18 protein-coding genes are annotated in these 18150 nt (G+C 56.0%); 16 read left to right on the top strand and 2 right to left on the bottom strand.

The features are described from left to right. Position 1 precedes the first annotated feature (1 nt). The 16 genes from flhB (at position 2) to MKI83_RS01350 (ending at position 16302) form a co-directional block, all read left to right on the top strand. Positions 2–1135 (top strand): flagellar biosynthesis protein FlhB, encoded by a 1134-nt coding sequence (gene flhB, locus MKI83_RS01425; protein WP_241582902.1) that lies wholly within the window; start codon positions 2–4, stop codon positions 1133–1135. Between the two features lie 147 nt (positions 1136–1282). Further along, the gene (flhA, locus tag MKI83_RS01420; RefSeq protein WP_241582900.1) at positions 1283–3406 is read left to right on the top strand and encodes a flagellar biosynthesis protein FlhA; all 2124 of its coding nucleotides are present in this window, start codon (positions 1283–1285) and stop codon (positions 3404–3406) included. A gap of 41 nt (positions 3407–3447) precedes the next feature. After that, positions 3448–4779: a flagellar biosynthesis GTPase FlhF gene (gene flhF, locus MKI83_RS01415; protein WP_241582898.1), complete on the top strand. Its 1332-nt coding sequence runs from the start codon at positions 3448–3450 to the stop codon at positions 4777–4779. Between the two features lie 91 nt (positions 4780–4870). After that, positions 4871–5701, top strand: coding sequence for a flagellar synthesis regulator FleN (fleN, locus tag MKI83_RS01410; RefSeq protein ID WP_241582896.1), 831 nt, complete (start codon positions 4871–4873; stop codon positions 5699–5701). Continuing rightward, positions 5698–6441, top strand: coding sequence for an RNA polymerase sigma factor FliA (locus MKI83_RS01405; RefSeq protein WP_241582894.1), 744 nt, complete (start codon positions 5698–5700; stop codon positions 6439–6441). The genes fleN and MKI83_RS01405 overlap by 4 nt, the downstream gene beginning before the upstream one ends. A 99-nt stretch (positions 6442–6540) precedes the next feature. Beyond that, positions 6541–6915: a chemotaxis response regulator CheY gene (locus tag MKI83_RS01400; protein ID WP_241582892.1), complete on the top strand. Its 375-nt coding sequence runs from the start codon at positions 6541–6543 to the stop codon at positions 6913–6915. A 22-nt stretch (positions 6916–6937) separates the two neighbouring features. Beyond that, positions 6938–7720, top strand: coding sequence for a protein phosphatase CheZ (locus MKI83_RS01395; protein ID WP_241582890.1), 783 nt, complete (start codon positions 6938–6940; stop codon positions 7718–7720). Between the two features lie 11 nt (positions 7721–7731). Then, the gene (locus tag MKI83_RS01390; RefSeq protein ID WP_241582889.1) at positions 7732–9948 is read left to right on the top strand and encodes a chemotaxis protein CheA; all 2217 of its coding nucleotides are present in this window, start codon (positions 7732–7734) and stop codon (positions 9946–9948) included. A gap of 30 nt (positions 9949–9978) precedes the next feature. Beyond that, complete coding sequence (locus MKI83_RS01385; protein ID WP_241582888.1) at positions 9979–11088, top strand: protein-glutamate methylesterase/protein-glutamine glutaminase; 1110 nt, start codon at positions 9979–9981, stop codon at positions 11086–11088. Beyond that, complete coding sequence (locus tag MKI83_RS01380) at positions 11088–11828, top strand: flagellar motor protein (RefSeq protein ID WP_241582887.1); 741 nt, start codon at positions 11088–11090, stop codon at positions 11826–11828. The genes MKI83_RS01385 and MKI83_RS01380 overlap by 1 nt, the downstream gene beginning before the upstream one ends. A 4-nt stretch (positions 11829–11832) precedes the next feature. After that, complete coding sequence (motD, locus tag MKI83_RS01375; RefSeq protein WP_241582886.1) at positions 11833–12672, top strand: flagellar motor protein MotD; 840 nt, start codon at positions 11833–11835, stop codon at positions 12670–12672. Between the two features lie 78 nt (positions 12673–12750). After that, positions 12751–13539 carry a ParA family protein gene (locus MKI83_RS01370; protein WP_241582885.1) on the top strand — a complete coding sequence of 263 codons (789 nt, stop codon included), beginning with the start codon at positions 12751–12753 and terminating at the stop codon, positions 13537–13539. 60 nt (positions 13540–13599) lie between these two features. After that, the gene (locus MKI83_RS01365) at positions 13600–14580 is read left to right on the top strand and encodes a CheW domain-containing protein (protein WP_241582884.1); all 981 of its coding nucleotides are present in this window, start codon (positions 13600–13602) and stop codon (positions 14578–14580) included. A gap of 78 nt (positions 14581–14658) precedes the next feature. Beyond that, positions 14659–15138 (top strand): chemotaxis protein CheW, encoded by a 480-nt coding sequence (locus tag MKI83_RS01360; RefSeq protein WP_241582883.1) that lies wholly within the window; start codon positions 14659–14661, stop codon positions 15136–15138. Further along, positions 15139–15540, top strand: coding sequence for a DUF2802 domain-containing protein (locus tag MKI83_RS01355; protein ID WP_241582882.1), 402 nt, complete (start codon positions 15139–15141; stop codon positions 15538–15540). A gap of 255 nt (positions 15541–15795) precedes the next feature. Then, entirely contained in the window at positions 15796–16302 is a 507-nt protein-coding gene (locus MKI83_RS01350) for a rhodanese-like domain-containing protein (protein ID WP_241582881.1), read from the top strand. Here the strand turns inward: MKI83_RS01350 and MKI83_RS01345 are convergent. Together MKI83_RS01345 and fliK are read right to left on the bottom strand one after the other, a co-directional pair. After that, positions 16220–16540 (bottom strand): EscU/YscU/HrcU family type III secretion system export apparatus switch protein, encoded by a 321-nt coding sequence (locus MKI83_RS01345; RefSeq protein WP_241582880.1) that lies wholly within the window; start codon positions 16538–16540, stop codon positions 16220–16222. The two genes, MKI83_RS01350 and MKI83_RS01345, sit on opposite strands and share 83 nt — an antisense overlap. Further along, entirely contained in the window at positions 16537–18084 is a 1548-nt protein-coding gene (fliK, locus tag MKI83_RS01340; RefSeq protein ID WP_241582879.1) for a flagellar hook-length control protein FliK, read from the bottom strand. The genes MKI83_RS01345 and fliK overlap by 4 nt, the downstream gene beginning before the upstream one ends. Between the last annotated feature and the right edge of the window lie 66 nt (positions 18085–18150).

The following is an 18150-nucleotide window of genomic DNA, read 5'->3' as shown; positions in this document are numbered from 1 at the left end:
GATGGCAGAGAACGACAGCAGTCAGGAAAAAACAGAGGAACCTACCGAGAAACGCCTGCGCGAATCGCGGGAGAAAGGGCAGGTTGCTCGTTCGAAAGAGCTCTCCACCTTGGCTGTCACCCTGGGCGGTAGTGCCGCGCTCTTGATGAGCGGCGGCATCTTGTTGGATATGGCCGTGCGCATCATGCGCGCCTGCTTTAGCCAAGACCGCAGTCACTTGTTTGATCCGCGCAGCATGAGCGAGCTGCTGGTTGGCGCGGGTTACTCTGCGCTCGAGGCCTTGGTGCCGTTCTTGTTGCTGCTGTTTATCGCCTCGTTCGTCGGCACAGCGGGTATCGGTGGGGTGATCTTTTCCGCACAAGCCTTAGCGCCTAAAGCCAGTCGCTTGAATCCGCTGGAAGGCATCAAGCGCATGTTTTCGGTCAAAGCGCTGGTCGAGCTAGTGAAGGCGCTGGCCAAATTCAGCGTGGTGTTGGTCGTAGCTCTGGTGGTGATGAACAGTCAGCTGGCTGAGCTAACCGGCCTGCCGCATGAGCCACTACTGCCAGCCATGCTGCACAGCGTGAAAATGGTCGGCTGGAGCCTGTTTATCATGTCGGCGTCGCTGGTGCTGATTGCGGCGGTGGATGTGCCTTTTCAGATCTGGGACAACGCGCAAAAACTGAAAATGACCAAGCAGGAAGTGCGCGACGAATACAAAGACAGCGAAGGCAAGCCCGAGGTTAAGTCCAAGATTCGCCAGTTGCAGCGCGAGATGGCCGAGCGCCGCATGATGGGTGAAGTGCCCAAGGCGGATGTGGTGATCACCAACCCGACACACTTCTCCGTGGCGCTAAAGTACGAGCCAGAAAAGGGTGGCGCGCCGCGCCTGGTGGCTAAAGGTGCCGATTTCTTGGCGTTTAAGATTCGTGAAGTCGCCGTCGAGCATGAGGTCATCATCTTGCCGTCACCAGCCTTAGCCCGTGCGGTGTACTACTCCACCGAGCTTGAGCAGGAAATTCCCGCCGGCCTGTACTTGGCCATCGCCCAAGTGTTGGCCTACATCTACCAGCTGCGCCAGTACCAAGAAGGTAAAGGCAAGCGCCCCGCATCACTCAAAGACTTGCCCATCCCCGATGATTTGCAGCACGACTGATTGCCCGTCGTTTACGCAGGCTAACTGCCTGAATTTCCATTGAATTGCACATTGGTCAGGTTCTTGCAGTAACCCATTTATTCAGCGCAAAGCGTCAAGGCTTTGAACCTTGGTGCGCGGATTTGGGTTAAGGGCGGGAGCAACAGCGTGGATCGAACGCAACTGGTCGGGACGTTTCGCAATAACGCGCAAACATTAGCGCGCGGCAACTTAGGTGTGCCGATTTTGCTGCTGGTCATCCTCGGCATGATGACCTTGCCTGTGCCGCCGTTTCTGCTCGACGTGTTCTTTACCTTCAATATCGCCTTGTCGATTGTGGTGTTGCTGGTCAGCGTTTATGCGCTGCGGCCTTTAGATTTCGCGGTTTTCCCAACCATTTTGCTGGTCGCTACGCTCTTGCGCTTGGCGCTGAACGTGGCTTCAACGCGCGTGGTATTGCTGTACGGCCACGAAGGCGGGGACGCCGCCGGTAAGGTGATTAAGGCCTTCGGTGAGGTGGTGATCGGCGGTAACTACGTGGTCGGTTTGGTGGTGTTTGCCATCTTGATGATCATCAACTTTGTCGTGGTGACCAAAGGTGCCGGGCGTATTTCTGAGGTGAGCGCGCGCTTCACCTTGGATGCCATGCCCGGTAAACAAATGGCCATTGACGCCGACTTGAACGCTGGTTTGGTCGACCAAAAAGAAGCCAAGCGCCGCCGCGCAGAAGTCGCCGAAGAAGCGGACTTCTACGGCTCGATGGATGGTGCCAGTAAGTTTGTTCGCGGTGATGCGATCGCCGGCTTGCTGATTCTGTTTATCAACATCATTGGTGGTATTGCCATCGGCATGTTCCAGCACGCGCTGACCTTTGGTGACGCGGGGCGGATTTACGTGTTGCTGACCATCGGTGACGGTTTGGTGGCGCAAGTGCCTTCGCTGTTGTTGTCGACCGCCGCGGCCATCATGGTGACGCGTGTTTCTGACTCTGAAGACATGGGCCAGCAGGTCAATCGGCAAATGTTTGCATCGCCCAAAGCCTTGGGGGTTGCCGCGCTGATTTTGATCATCATGGGCTTAGTGCCTGGCATGCCGCATGTGTCGTTTATTGGTTTGGGCGCGGTTGCAGCGGCCGGTTCGTATTGGATTTGGAGGCGTCAGCAGCAGAAAAAAGACCTGGAAGAAGTCGAGGCGCAAAAGCAGCTTGAGGCCTCGCCAGCCCAGCGTCCTGAGGCAAAAGAACTCGGCTGGGATGATGTCACGCCGGTGGACTTGGTCGGTCTCGAAGTCGGCTATCGGCTGATTCCCTTGGTCGACCGCAATCAAGGTGGACAGTTGTTGGCGCGGATTAAAGGCGTGCGCAAAAAGCTCTCGCAAGATTTGGGCTTCTTAATGCCTTCGGTGCACATTCGCGACAACCTTGATTTATTACCTAACGCTTACCGGTTGACCTTGATGGGCGTGTCGGTGGCCGAGGCAGAAATCTATCCCGAACGCGAATTGGCGATTAACCCGGGGCAGGTTTACGGCACGGTCAATGGTATTGCTGGGCGTGATCCCGCGTTCGGTTTGGAAGCCGTGTGGATTGAGCCCAGTCAGCGTGATCAGGCGCAGTCGCTGGGTTACACCGTGGTCGACGCCAGCACGGTGGTGGCGACGCATTTGAATCAAGTGTTGCACCTGCACGCGCATGAACTGCTCGGGCATGAGGAAGTGCAGCAGCTATTGCAGAACTTGATGCGCAGTTCGCCCAAGCTGGCGGAAGAGTTAGTGCCGGGCATGATTACGCTTTCGGGGCTGCTCAAAGTGCTGCAAAGCCTGCTGCAAGAGCAGGTGCCTATTCGCGATATCCGCACCATCGCAGAAGCCATCGCTAACCAAGCCGGCAAGAGTCAAGATCCCGCCGTTATTACCGCCGTTGTACGGGTGGCATTGGCCCGCGCCATTGTGCAGAACATCGTGGGTCTAGAGCCGGAGCTGCCAGTTATCACGCTTGATCCAAAGCTGGAACAGATATTGCTGAACAGTATGCAGAAGGCTGGGCAAGGTCAGGAAGATGGCATTCTTCTGGAGCCGGGCATGGCAGAAAAGCTGCAGCGCTCTCTGATTGAGGCGGTGCAGCGGCAAGAGATGCAAGGCAAGCCGGCGGTGTTGCTGGTGGCAGGTCCGATACGGGCCATGATGGCGCGGTTCGCACGTATGACCAGCAGTAATTTGCACGTGTTGTCGTACCAAGAAGTGCCGGAAAACAAGCAGGTCACGATTGTGGCCACGGTCGGCCAGAACGGTTGATCCAGCGCACACCGTGCGTTGCAACAGAGTAGAGGTGCAGCATGCAAGTTAAACGCTTCTTCGCCCCCGATATGCGGCAGGCCATGAAATTCGTACGCGACGAGCTAGGCGCGGACGCAGTCATCATGGGTAATCGTAAAGTGGCTGGCGGTATTGAGTTGACCGCATGCTTGGACTACCCCACAACGCCCAGCGCTGCGGCGGCACCGGCCCAGCCAAGCCCTGCATTAACCAGCGAACTGCAAAAAACCCAGTCGCGGATTGCACAAGCGCGTGCTGAATTATTACTGCGTAGCGCCGAGGAAAAAGCGGCTAATCGGCAAATGACCGATAAGCGCATTGAGCCTGTGTTACCCAGTGAGCCGGTGAACTTTGCCCAAGCGTTGAAGCAGCGTTTGGCCGAGCCGGTCGCCGCACCGGCGGCTGATAGTCAAAGCATGGCGCAAGTGAAGGCGGAGCTGTCAGGCTTGCGTGAATTGCTAGAAGTGCAGCTGGGGAGCATGGCGTGGAATCGCGTCAGTCAGCAAAGCCCGCTGCAAGCTCGTCTGTGCAAGCGCTTGCTGCAAATGGGTTTGCCGGCAGAGATGGCGCGTACCTTGTTATCGCGTGTTGCGCGAGAAAAAGACCCACGTAAAGCTTGGCGCATGGTGCTGGCGCATCTGGCCCACGCGGTGAAAACGCCGCTGAAAGAGCCTTTGCAAGAGCCAGGCTTGATCGCTTTGGTGGGGCCTGCGGGTATGGGTAAAACCACCACGCTGGCCAAATTGGCTGCGCGCTATGTGCTGCAGTACGGCGCCCATAGTTTGGCACTGGTGAGCTTAGACAGCTACCGCATCGGCGCGCAGGAGCAACTGCGCACCTTGGGTCGCATTCTCGGCGTGCCGGTCACGGCAGCCGATCCGTCACAGCCGCTGCAACATGTTTTACGCCAGTACGCGGATAAGCGCACCGTGCTGATCGATACCGCCGGTATGCCCAAAAGTGCGCCGGGTCTGCGTGAGCAACTCACCGCACTAGAAAGCTTGCGCGGCAAAGTGCGTAACTACTTAGTGTTAGGCGCCACCAGTCAAGCTGCTGTGATGCAAACCGCGTGGCAAAACTATCAAAGCTGCGGTCTGAACGGCTTAATTCTCAGTCGTGTGGACGAAGCAGCTACGCTTGGAGAAGCGCTGTCGTTAGCGATCACGCGTAAATTGCCGGTGGCTTATGTGGCCGATGGCCCGCGGATTCCCGAAGACATCAGCGTGCCGACTGCCGCGCAGTTAGTCAGCCGCGCCGTGCATTTGCAGCTGCCGGATGAGCCTGCCGAAGAAACCTTACAAGGCATGTTTGCCGGTTTAGACAAAGGCGAAGGCTGGCCGCAAGCGGTATGATGACGGCAAAAGTCGATAAATCGACAACAATAGATAATACGTGCTGCGCCGTTTTGGCCGCGGCACTTGGGCAAGAGGTCAGTTTCGCATCATGAGTAGCATGCATCCTGTACAGGTAATCGCCGTCACCGGGGGTAAAGGTGGTGTGGGTAAGACCAACGTATCGGTCAACCTGTGCATGGCCTTGGCTGATTTGGGGCGTCGGGTGATGTTGATGGACGCCGACTTAGGCCTTGCCAATGTGGACGTGTTGCTGGGTTTGAGGCCGAAGAAAACCCTCGCGGATGTGATTTCTGGCGAAGCCGAACTGCGCGATGTGCTGCTGCAAGGTCCGGGCGGCGTACGCATTGTGCCGGCGGCCTCAGGGACGCAATCGATGGTGTCGCTGTCGCCGATGGAGCACGCCGGTTTAATTCAGGCCTTCAGCGACATCAGTGAAAATGTTGATGTGCTGGTGGTCGACACCGCCGCAGGTATTGGCGACTCGGTGGTGAGCTTTGTGCGCGCCGCACAAGAAGTGCTGCTGGTGGTGTGTGACGAGCCGACGTCAATCACCGACGCCTACGCCCTGATCAAACTGCTTAATCGGGACTACGGCATCATGCGCTTTCGCGTGCTGGCCAATATGGTTCACAGCCCGCAGGAAGGCCGCAATCTGTTTGCTAAGCTGACTAAAGTCACTGATCGCTTTTTGGATGTGGCGCTGCAATACGTCGGCGCTGTGCCTTATGACGAAGTGGTGCGTAAGGCAGTACAAAAGCAAAAGGCGGTGTACGAAGCGTTCCCGCGCTCTAAAGCGGCTTTGGCTTTTAAAGCCTTGGCACAAAAAGTTGATGCATGGCCGTTGCCGGCAAATCCGCGTGGCCATCTAGAGTTCTTTGTCGAGCGTTTGGTACAGGCACCGGCAGGATCGACCTTATGACGGCAGCAGTTGGTGGGCTAAGAATGTACAGCAAGGCCAGCGTGCAAAACGAACAAGAGCAACTCATTCATCAGTACGCGCCTTTAGTGAAGCGTATTGGTTATCACCTGTTGGCGCGCTTACCGGCCAGCGTTCAGCTCGAAGACTTGCTGCAGGCCGGCATGATTGGCTTGCTCGAGGCTTCCAAAAAGTTTGACCACAGTAAGGGCGCCAGCTTCGAAACCTATGCCGGTATTCGCATTCGTGGCTCCATGCTGGATGAGGTGCGTAAGGGCGACTGGGCACCGCGTTCAGTGCACCGCAACTCACGTATGGTCAGTGATGCCATACGTACGATTGAGGCTAGAACGGGGCGTGACGCTAAAGATTCTGACGTAGCCGCCGAACTTGAATTGAGTCTGGACGATTACTACGGCATCCTCAGCGACACTCAAGGCAGCCGCTTGTTCAGTTTCGAAGATTTACAAACAACAGGTGGCGACTCAGCCTTCGAGTCTTCTGGCTCTGATGCCGAGCCCTACGGGGATCTGCAATCAGAACGGTTTCAGGGCGCGCTTGCCGATGCGATTGCTGGTTTGCCAGAACGCGAACGCTTAGTGCTGTCTCTGTACTACGATGAAGAACTGAATCTCAAGGAAATTGGAGAAGTGCTTGGGGTTAGTGAGTCACGGGTTTGCCAGCTTCATTCTCAGGCTGCTTCGCGTTTGCGTAGCCGTCTTAGTGACTGGAAATTATCGTGAACTCGGCAAAGCGCTTTTTCACGCACTAGACTTGATTTAACTGACCTATCCCAGGTGGGGGAAGGTCATGGCGTGACGGAGGTCCACTTGGACAAGAATATGAAAATTCTCATCGTTGACGATTTCTCTACGATGAGACGCATCATCAAAAACTTGCTACGGGATTTGGGTTTCACCAATACCCAGGAAGCTGATGATGGCACCACCGCCTTGCCGATGCTGCAAAGTGGCAGCTTCGATTTCCTCGTGACGGACTGGAACATGCCCGGCATGACCGGCATTGACTTGTTGCGACAGGTGCGTGCGGATGATCGCCTTAAAACCTTGCCGGTTTTAATGGTCACCGCCGAGGCTAAGCGCGATCAGATCATTGAGGCCGCGCAAGCTGGGGTGAACGGATACGTGGTTAAGCCGTTCACCGCACAGGTACTGAAAGAGAAAATCGACAAGATTTTTGAACGAGTTAACGGCTAAGGCCGCCAGTCCAGGAGCACTCATGGAACTTGGCAATGAAACGTCGTTTGGTGATCTTGAAGAGGTCCTCAAGCAGCATGCTGCCAGCTTAAATGCCGCCATCGCTGACGGTAACTTCAAGCAGGCGATGCAGGTTATTCACGAACTGAATTTGACCCGTGACCAAGGGCTGTACCACGAAGTCGGCAAGCTGACCCGTGGATTACACAACGCCATTGTTAACTTTCAAATTGATGCTGAAGGCAACACCAGCGAAGACGTATCGCAAATTTCTGACGCCACTGACCGGCTGAGTTACGTGGTCAAGCTGACGGAAAAAGCGGCTAATCGCACCATGGACTTGGTTGAACTCAGCACGCCGCTGGCGGGTGAGCTAACGTCACAAGCACGTGGTTTACGTGAAGAGTGGGGCAAGCTGATTCGCCGCGAGGTAGGCCCTGCTGAGTTTCGTGATCTGTATAAGCGCATTGATGCGTTTCTAGAGCAGGCTGAAGGCACGTCCTCGCAGCTATCTGGCAACCTCAATGAAATTCTTTTGGCTCAAGACTTCCAAGACTTGACCGGTCAGGTGATCAAGCGTGTCACTGGATTAGTCAAAGAAGTGGAAGGCAGCTTGGTCAAACTCATGGTCATGGCCAGTCAGGTTGATCGTTATACCGGGCTTGTGCATGACGCCACCCACATCCGTGAAGAAAAAAATATTTCATCAAAAGGTGAAGGTCCGCAAATTCATGCCGATAAGCGTGAAGACGTGGTATCCGGACAAGATGATGTCGATGATCTCTTGTCCAGTCTTGGATTCTAGGGAGCACGCGCATGAGCTTCGACGCTGACGAAGAAATCCTTCAGGACTTTTTGGTCGAAGCGGGAGAAATTTTAGAGTTGTTGTCTGAACAGCTGGTCGAGCTGGAAAGCCGCCCTGATGACATGGACCTTCTCAATGCTATCTTCCGTGGTTTTCACACCGTAAAGGGCGGGGCTGGCTTCTTACAGCTCAACCCCTTGGTGGAATGTTGTCACATCGCCGAAAACGTCTTTGACATTCTTCGTAAGGGAGAGCGTCGGGTTACGTCGGAGCTAATGGATGTGGTGTTGCAGGCGTTAGATTCGGTTAACGCCATGTTTGGTCAAGTGCGTGAGCGCACTGAGCCGCAACCTGCGACGCCGGAGCTGCTGGCTGCGTTGACCCGCTTGGCGCAGCCAGGCGGCGATGACGAAGTCGAAGCAGCCCCTGCGGTTGAGCCTGAACCGATTGCGCCGGAGCCAGAAGTGGCTGAAGTGCAGCAGCCCGCTGCGGTTAAAGCTTCTGCTGATGAGGTGATGGGGCAGTTTGCGGCGGCTGAAGGCGACATTACCGATGAAGAGTTCGAGCGCCTGCTGGATGCTCTGGATGGTGGTAATGCGCCCACGGCTACTCCCGCGGCAGCACCGGCAGCACCAGCGGCCACGGCTGCAGCGCCTGCGGTAGCGAGTTCAGCGGCAGACTCTGATCAGATTACTGATGATGAGTTTGAGCGGCTGCTTGATCAGCTGCACGGTAGTGGCCCTGTCCAAGCAGCAGCTCCGGCCGCCTCGCCGGAGCCTGCGCCAGCAGCGGGCAATGCTGACATCATTACCGATGATGAATTTGAAAATCTGCTAGATCAGTTACATGGCAAAGGTAAGTTTGCCATCGAGGCGGAAACTAAACCGCCGACACCCGCTGTTAAGCCAGCTGCGCCGCCGCCTGCGCCCGTTGTGCCCAAGGCTGAGGCGGCAAAGCCTGCGCCTGCGCCAGCAGCAAAACCTGAGGCCAAACCAGCACCGGCGGCGGCCGCAAAGCCAGCGCCGGCACCGGCGGCTCAAGGTGGCTCGGCAGACATGCAAGAAACCACCGTGCGGGTGGATACGGCACGTCTCGACGACATCATGAACATGGTTGGCGAACTGGTGCTCGTGCGTAACCGCTTGGTTCGGCTGGGGCTGAACAGCGGCGACGAGGTCATGAGCAAGGCCGTCGGTAACCTGGATGTCGTGACGGCTGATTTGCAGATGGCGGTGATGAAAACCCGCATGCAGCCGATCAAAAAGGTCTTCGGGCGCTTCCCACGTTTAGTCCGTGACCTTGCTCGTAATCTGAAAAAAGAAATTAGCCTTGAGTTGGTCGGTGAAGAGACCGATCTTGATAAGAACTTGGTTGAAGCCTTGGCGGATCCGTTGGTGCACTTGGTGCGTAACGCGGTCGACCATGGTATTGAAATGCCGGATGAGCGTGAAGGCTCGGGTAAGGCGCGCGCAGGGCGAGTGATCCTGTCTGCAGAGCAAGAGGGTGACCATATTCTGTTGTCCATCTCGGATGACGGTAAAGGGATGGATCCCGATATTTTGCGCGCCAAAGCCGTTGAAAAAGGCTTGCTCGACAAAGATGCCGCTGATCGTTTGAGTGAATCTGAGTGCTATAACCTGATCTTTGCCCCGGGCTTCTCGACCAAAACCGAGATCTCCGATGTCTCTGGTCGTGGCGTTGGCATGGACGTGGTGAAAACCAAGATTTCTCAGCTTAACGGCACGATCAATATCTATTCTGGCTTGGGGCAAGGCTCGAAAATCATCATTAAAGTGCCGTTGACCTTGGCGATTATGCCAACGTTGATGGTCATGCTCGGCAATCAGGCCTTTGCTTTCCCGTTGGTCAACGTCAATGAGATTTTCCATCTCGATTTGTCGCGAACCAACGTAGTGGATGGCCAAGAGGTGGTGGTTGTGCGGGATAAAGCCTTGCCGCTGTTCTACCTCAAGCGTTGGTTAGTGCCGGGCGCCCCGTGGGAGGCCTCTACCAGCGAAGCGCATGTTGTGCTGGTTTCTGTGGGTACTCAACGCGTTGGTTTTGTGGTCGATCAGTTGGTGGGGCAAGAAGAGGTGGTGATTAAGCCGCTAGGTCGCGCCTTGCAAGGCACCCCAGGTATGGCCGGCGCTACCATTACCGGTGATGGCCGCATCGCTTTGATTCTTGATGTTCCGAGCTTGCTCAAGCGCTATGCCCGTCGCGGCTAAGCCTTAGTAAGTTCACCCTGAGGAGATGTTATGACGGTTAAGGTCTTGGTGGTCGATGATTCGGGGTTTTTCCGCCGCCGTGTCAGCGAGATTTTAAGTGCCGATAGCAATATTCAAGTTGTCGGCACTGCCACCAATGGCCGTGAAGCCATCGAGCAAGTGCAATCGCTGCGTCCTGATGTCGTCACCATGGACTATGAGATGCCGATGATGGATGGCATCACCGCAGTGCGTAACATCATGCAAACCTGTCCTACGCCGGTGTTGATGTTTTCCTCGTTGACGCATGAAGGGGCGAGGGTAACGTTGGATGCGTTGGATGCCGGCGCAGTTGATTTCTTGCCGAAAAACTTTGAAGACATCTCGCGCAATCCTGCCAAGGTGCAGCAGTTGCTGTGCGAGAAGGTCAACAGTATTGCGCGCAGTAATCGCCGTTATAGCAGTGCCGCTCCCGTACCTGCGCCCGCCGCAGCTAGCCCCGAGCAGTCCTTTAGTCGTTCAGCACCAGCTGCAGCTCCTCGTCCAGCAGTTCCAGCTGCCGCGCCGGCTGCGCCTGCGGCTCCTGCACCTAGGCGCAAGCCCTACAAGCTGGTCGCGATTGGTACTTCAACGGGTGGGCCGGTGGCTTTGCAGCGGGTTCTGACCCAGCTGCCCGCTAACTTTCCGGCGCCGATCGTGCTTATTCAGCACATGCCCGCAGCGTTTACCGGTGCTTTTGCTGAACGCTTAAATAATCTCTGCAAGATTTCTGTACGCGAAGCGCAGGATGGTGACGTGTTGCGTCCAGGCGTGGCGTTGCTGGCCCCCGGCGGCAAGCAAATGATGATTGATGGCCGAGGTGTGATCAAAATTCTGCCCGGCGACGAGCGTTTGCATTACAAGCCGTGCGTCGATGTGACCTTTGGCTCAGCGGCCAAAGTGTTTGCCGACAAAGTGCTAGCTGTGGTGCTTACAGGGATGGGGGCAGACGGTCGCGAAGGCGCGCGCATGCTCAAGCAAACAGGCAGTCAAATCTGGGCTCAGGATGAAGCCAGTTGCGTTATTTACGGTATGCCGATGGCGGTGGTTAAAGCTAACTTGGCTGATGCGGTTTACAGCCTGGAGGATATCGGTCGTCACCTGACCGAGGCCTGCGGCTAATGGATATCTTAAGCGTCATTGGCGTCATTCTGGCCTTTGGCGCCATCCTTGGTGGCAACTTCCTCGATGGCGGGCATGCTGGCGCGCTGCTGAATACGCCCGCAGCGGTTATCGTGTTGGGCGGCACGTTTGGCGCGGCCTTGCTGCAAACGCCACTCAGTACTTTTGTTCGCTCGCTGAATATTTTTCGTTGGATTTTCATGCCGCCGCGCATTGATATGCTCGGCGGCATTCAGCGCGTGGTCGGTTGGGCCATTACTGCGCGTAAAGAAGGCTTGTTGGGCTTAGAAACGGTTGCCGATGGCGAACAAGACCCTTTCGCCCGCAAAGGCTTACAGTTGCTGGTGGACGGTGCTGAGCCAGAGGCTATCCGTAATATTCTTGAAGTGGACTTATTCACCCAAGAAAGTCGAGACCTGCATGCCGCTAAAATGTATGAAGCCATGGGTGGGTATGCGCCCACTATCGGCATCATTGGTGCGGTGATGGGCTTGATTCACGTGATGGGTAACTTGGCCGACCCAAGCCAGTTAGGCAGTGGTATCGCGACGGCGTTTGTGGCGACTATTTATGGTGTCGGTACCGCCAACCTGTTGTTTTTGCCGGTGGCGAATAAGCTGAAATCTCACGTACAGCGTCAGGTGCAATACCGTGACATGCTCATCGAAGGGCTCCTCTCGATTGCGGAAGGGGAAAACCCTCGCTCGATCGAACTCAAGCTGCAAGGCTACGTGGAGTGAGACTATGGCCCGTCGGCGTCGCGAGCAAGAACATGAGAATCATGAACGTTGGCTAGTGTCTTACGCTGACTTCATTACCTTGTTGTTCGCGTTTTTTGTGGTCATGTACTCCATCTCATCGGTGAATGAGGGCAAGTACAAAATCCTTTCAGAAACTTTTGTTGGCGTGTTTAACGAGCCTGATCGCTCGGTGAATCCGATCCCGATCGGAGAGCAGCGCCCGCAAACCACCACGCCTAATCAAGAGCTGGTCAGCGAGCAAGAGAAGCAGCAGGCGGCCTTGGAGGATCCAGCAAAGTCGCTGGAAAACATCACCAGCGCGGTGCAAAGCAGTTTTGCTGATTTGATTAGCTCCGAGCAGTTGAGCGTCAGTGGCAACGAGTTGTGGGTAGAGATTGAGCTGAACTCCAGTCTGCTGTTCTCAAGCGGTGATGCTATCCCCAGTGATCAAGCCTTTGATTTGATTGCGCGTATCGCCAAGATTCTTGCGCCGTACCGCAACCCCGTCCACGTGGAAGGCTTTACCGATAATTTGCCGATTCGCAGTGATCGCTTCCCAACCAATTGGGAACTGTCGACCGCGCGCGCCGCCAGCATCGTGCGTTTGCTGGCAGGGGATGGCGTAGATCCTAGTCGGATGGCGTCCGTTGGCTACGGCGAGTTTCAACCCGTAGCCGACAATAAAACCGCAGAAGGGCGGGCGCGTAATCGTCGTGTGGTGCTGGTGGTGTCGCGCAATCTCGAAGTGCGCCGCAGTATTAGTGGAGTGGGTGCCGCCAATGCAACGCCAGATGCCGCGCTAGAGCGGGCTGGCACGCAACCTGCAGTTCCTTCTGCAAACTGACGGCTGACGAGAAATGCGTCAAGATGTCGTCATGGTGCTAATCGACTTACTCGCAGTCATGCGGTCGAGGGTGGTTTGATGAAGGTCTGGGCGGTTGCTAATCAGAAAGGTGGCGTGGGTAAGACCACCACATCACTGGCGTTGGCCGGGCTGATTGCCGATGCTGGTCGCCGTGTTTTGGTGATTGACCTCGACCCACACGGCTCAATGACCAGTTACTTTGGCTACGATCCTGACACGCTGGAGCAAAGTGTTTATGACTTGTTCCTGCATCAAGGTAATCCGCCTGCGGGCTTAGCTAAGCAAGTGCTGCACCCAACCTCGCATGAGCTTATTCAGTTACTGCCTTCGACCACCGCGTTGGCGACGTTGGAACGCCAGATTTCCGCACAAGGCGGGCAAGGCATGGTGATTGGTAAGGCCCTCGCGCAGTTGTGGGATCAATTTGACTACGCGATTATCGATAGCCCGCCGTTGTTGGGCTTATTGATGGTCAATGCGTTGGCGGCCTGTCAGCATCTTATCGTGCCGGTGCAGACGGAGTTCTTGGCGCTCAAAGGCCTTGAACGCATGGTCAGTACGGTCAATATGATTAACCGCTCGCGGCGTCATGCGCTGCCTTACACTATCGTCCCTACGCTGTTTGATCGGCGCACGCAGGCTTCGCTACAAACCCTGCGTATTTTGCGTAACACCTACCCCGATGAGCTTTGGCATGCCTATGTGCCTATCGATACCCGTTTACGCGACGCGAGTCGCGCGGGTGAAGTGCCGTCGCAATTTGATAGCAGTAGCCGCGGTGTGGCGGCGTACCGTGCATTGCTCAAGCATTTGTTGAGCTTGCCGGTAAAAACTCAAGTGGCGTAAGGCTTCAGACATGTCATTTATTGCCGATAAGCAAAGCAAGTATTTAGGCGAAATAGTTATATGACGCGCACATCGGCCTCCAATCGCTCGCAGCTAGCACTCCAAGATTACTTGGATGCTTTGCTCGTGGAGGCAACGGGCGAGGGTGTTGCACCAACGCCTACGGCCAAGGAGCCTGCACCTGCACCTGCGGCGACTCGACCAGAGGGGTTCAAGGCGAAGCCTGTAGCTCAACTGGATGAGACCGATACCTTGAGCGACTTCGAGGCGGCGGTGTTAGAAGAGCAAATTCGCGATGCTTCGCGCCAGCCAGAGCGTGCCAAGCCTGTTTTGCGCAGCGTGCAATTTGCTGAAGAGCGCTCGCTCAGCATGCTGAACAGCCGCTTGTTGGACGATGTAGAACTTAAGGCCGCGCAACCTTTGCCTCAGGTGGAGCCCCCTGTTCTCAAGGCGCCCGCGCCGGCTATGCCTGAAACACCCCCTGTTGTTGCTGCGCCTAAGGTCGAATACAAGCCTGAGCCGGCACCGGTGCTTGAAGCGGCGCCGCCTAAGCCTTCTAAGGCGCGGCGCGATTGGGCTGAAGACCCGTTTGAGTGCTTGCTGTTTGAGGTTGGCAAATTAACCCTCGCTGTGCCGTTGGTGAGCTTGGGCAGTATTTATCCGCTGAGCACGGAGTTAACCCCATTGTTTGGCCAGCCTAAGTGGTTTATGGGCATATTGCCGTCACAGGTGGGCAACTTAAAAGTGGTCAACACCGGCTTGTGGGTTATGCCGGAGCGCTATGACGAGTCGCTGAAAGACAGCTATAGCTATGTCATCTCGATTGAAGGTTATGACTGGGGTTTGGCGGTGACCAATGTGCGCGAGTCGATTCGCTTAGATCCATCTGAGGTTAAGTGGCGCAGTGACAATGGCCAGCGTCCGTGGTTGGCCGGTACGGTGATTGCGCACATGTGTGCTTTGGTCGATGTCAGTGAGTTGGCCGGTTTGATTGCATCGGGTGCGTCGCAAGGCGGCGCGCAGCAAAGCAGCAGGCTATAGTGAAACTAGCCTAGCTAGAGTTTCGGCGGGCAACCCCGCATTCGCCGCATGCGGCAGCCAAAATAAGAGGTTGGGAACATGAAGAAATCGTCTGGACAGGGTGCTGAAGATCCAATCCTGCAATGGGTGACTTTCCGCCTAGATAACGAGAGCTATGGCATCAACGTGATGCAGGTGCAAGAGGTACTGCGTTACACCGAAATCGCGCCTGTGCCAGGTGCCCCAAGCTATGTGCTAGGGATCATCAACCTGCGCGGTAATGTGGTCACGGTGATTGATACCCGCCAGCGTTTTGGCTTGTCATCGGCGCCGGTCACGGACAACACACGTATCGTTATCATTGAGGCTGACAAACAAGTTGTCGGTATCTTGGTCGATAGCGTGGCAGAGGTGGTTTACCTACGTCAGTCCGAGGTTGAAACCGCGCCTAACGTTGGCAATGAAGAGTCGGCGAAGTTTATTCAAGGCGTGTGCAACAAGAATGGCGAGCTGCTGATTCTGGTTGAGTTGGACAAAATGATGTCCGATGAAGAATGGTCGGAAATCGGCGATTTTTAAATGACCGCGCATTGGCTGGCAATCGGAGTGCTGGGCGGCTTGCTGTTGTTAGTCGCCATGGTGTGCCTATGGCTCAACATGCAGCTCAAACAGCAGCGCGAACTGCAAGCCGAGCGCGATAACACCCGTGATATGCGCCTTAAAGAGCTCCAGCGGCGACTGGATGCGTATTTAACCGGCAGCGTTCGCATGGGTGAGGAGTTACAAGAGCTGCGCCGTAAACTCGGCGCGGTGCCCGAGCGTTTGCAGCAATTAGAGCAGCGCGACCCGATGAGCTTGTCATTTACCCATGCCGCGCGTTTGGCGGGGATGGGCGCGAGTGTGGATGACCTGACGCAGTCTTGCGGTTTGTCGCGGGCTGAGGCTGAACTGGTCAGTAAGCTGCAAAAAGCGGGGCACTAGCTGCGCTGTGTAGAAAGCCTCTTGTCGATACTGACGGCCTCCTTGCGAGGCCGTTGTTGTTTGGGCTGGGTGCCTAGTTTCTGATCATGTGGGCGTGCGCTTGGCGCAATCAGTTTGTTCTTAAAGAGGGGCTGTATACGCCAAATCATTCCGCTGGCCGTGATGCTTTTCTCCTAGGCTTAAGTCAGGCAATGCAGGGTGCAGATAGGGATAGATCTGTGCCATCGCGGATGTGTGAAGGGACGGGAGACAAGTATGCGCACAGCAGTATTGGCGATAACGGTGATCGGTTGGTTAAGCAGCTTCGGCGCCTTGGCAGAGGCTCCGCATGGCGTTGCAGGCGCGCAAACGATCGATGTTTGGCAAGCGCAAAGCTTGCATCAGCATGAAGTGTTATTTGTTGATGTGCGCAGCCCGCAAGTGTGGCGCATGGGGCATATTGCCGGCGCGGTGCATTTGGATATTCGAGGCCCGTTTGCCGCCTTGGCTCAACCACAGTGGCCGCGCAACGTGCCGCTGGTGTTTTACGGCGACAGTGAGCTATCGAGTATCAGTGCCTTGGCCAGCAAGCTGGCGGTGGGCTGGGGCTATGAAGAGGTGTATTACTTTCGCCAAGGTTTTTTTGCCTGGCAGCTGATGGATTTGCCGCAGAGTCAAAACCGACTTGAGTTGGATACGCTCAGTGCTTCGGTGCAGGCAGCGCCGGCACATTGTGGCGCTGCGCCTCGCGGGCAGCAAAGTCAGCCGGGCACTTGCCCTTAAGGTGCCAAGCAAAAGCCAAAATCTCGGCAATACAGAGGTACAGCGCTTCTGGGATGTTGTCGCCTAATTGCAGCCGGCTAAGAAGGCGCACTAAATCTGCGTTTTCATAAATAGGCACATCATGCGCGCGTGCGATTTGCACAATGGCTTCAGCCAGTGCGTCGTCGCCTTTGGCGCTGAGGGTCGGTGCTTGTTGTCCGTCGTAATGCAGGGCAATGGCTTGGCGAGGAGTACTCATGCGGTTTCATCAATCCAACGTTGTTTAACCCCAGTGTGGCTGCCTTGTGGTGGCTTGCCTTGCTGGCACTGCATGTCGGTAACATTAAGGCCGCGCTCGCGCAGGCGTTTTTCTAGCTCAGGTAAGGCTTGCTGGACGAGTTCGGCGGTGTTGGCCTGCTCGGCCCACCAGCGGGTGCTCAGTTGTTCTAGCTGCCATTGCGCCTGCACATGCAACGGCCCCAGCGGCTCGATATCCAGCGCGAGATCAATCCGCCAGAGGCTTTGCGGTAGCTCTTTGTCTTGCGCTTGGCGCTTTTCTTCCTGCAAGCGCACTTGCACGGCATGCCAATACTGGCCTTCGCGGAAAGGTAGTTCCAACTGCCAAGTCTGTAGCTGGCTGCCATCGCTTAGGGTCTGTGTTTGTTGCAGACTGCTGAGTTGGTGGCTTTGTAGCCGCGCCAACGCGGCGCGTGCTAGGCGCAACAGCAGAGGTAAGTCGGCATCCGCATCGTCCGTATTGGCAGTGTTGGGCAAAGGGAAGCTGGTGTTCTGATTGGGGGCGCTGTCTTTATCGCTGAGATAACTTCTGAGCCAGCTTCCGAGTGCGGCCGCCACGCCGGCTTGCTGGCTTGGTGCGGTGGCCGTTTGTAATGCCGCTTGTAATGAGGCGTGCGGTAACAAGGTGGCGACCAAGCGCAGAAGCTGTGCTTTGAGGTCATGCTGTGCGGCGTTTTGTGCCTGATTGCCGCCTTGCTGCAGTAAGGCTTCAAGGTTGATGCCGCTCAGTTGCAGCAATTGCTTGAGTGTTTGTGCATCACCTAATTGCTCGCTGCTGGGGAGCTTGCCGAGCAGTAGGCCCAACGATTGCCTCGTGTCAGCCGGTAGCTGCTCGCTGTCTTGCAATTTTTGCATCAGCGGTAGCAGTTGCTCCAGAGCGCCTTGTTTGCCCAGCTGTGTGGTTAAGTGCTGTTGGATCTCTAACGAATCCAGCTGGGCGCTGGGCGATAGCCATTGCAAGCTTTGTGCGCCTTGTACGGTGGCGCTGAGTAAGTTGCCTAGGGCAAGTGCCTTGGGACTGTCCAAGGTCAATAAACGCCCGCGCAAAGGTGTGTTCAATAGCTCCAACAAGACACGAAACATGATTTGCTGCGATTTGCTTTGCGCCAACTGCTCCACGGCCACTACTTTGCCTTGCAATAGGCTGCCCACGGGAAGCTCATTGAGGTCGAGTTGATTGAGCGCGGGATTGCCCGCACTGCTGAGCTTCGTGAGGAGTTGGTTGTTGGCCGCCGCTTGCACCAGCAGCTGAGTGCCGGGCGTGAGTGCTTGTTGGCTCTGCGCTGTGACGGTGGCGCTGCGTTCGGGGGTTACTTGAAGCTTGAGCATCACCTCGAAGGTCTGCTGCGTTTGCTGCACAGTCAGCACTTCGGCTTGCGCTTGCTGGCCAACGCTGAGCAGAGCTGAAATAGGCTGTAACACATTGAGGCTTAGCCCCGAGCTTTGTGCAGGTCGCACGCTGGGGTTGTAGGCCGCGCCGGGTGGGCCGCTGATATGTGCTGGCATGGCTGTCCTCGGCGGTTGTCTGGTTAAGGTGGTGTGCCGGCGGGCTGTGTATAATGCCCGCCCGGT

The sequence above is a fragment of the Atopomonas sediminilitoris genome, assembly GCF_022601735.1.
GTDB lineage: Bacteria > Pseudomonadota > Gammaproteobacteria > Pseudomonadales > Pseudomonadaceae > Atopomonas > Atopomonas sediminilitoris.
Note: the sequence above shows the minus strand (reverse complement) of the source record. Positions and strands in the feature narration are given on the sequence as shown.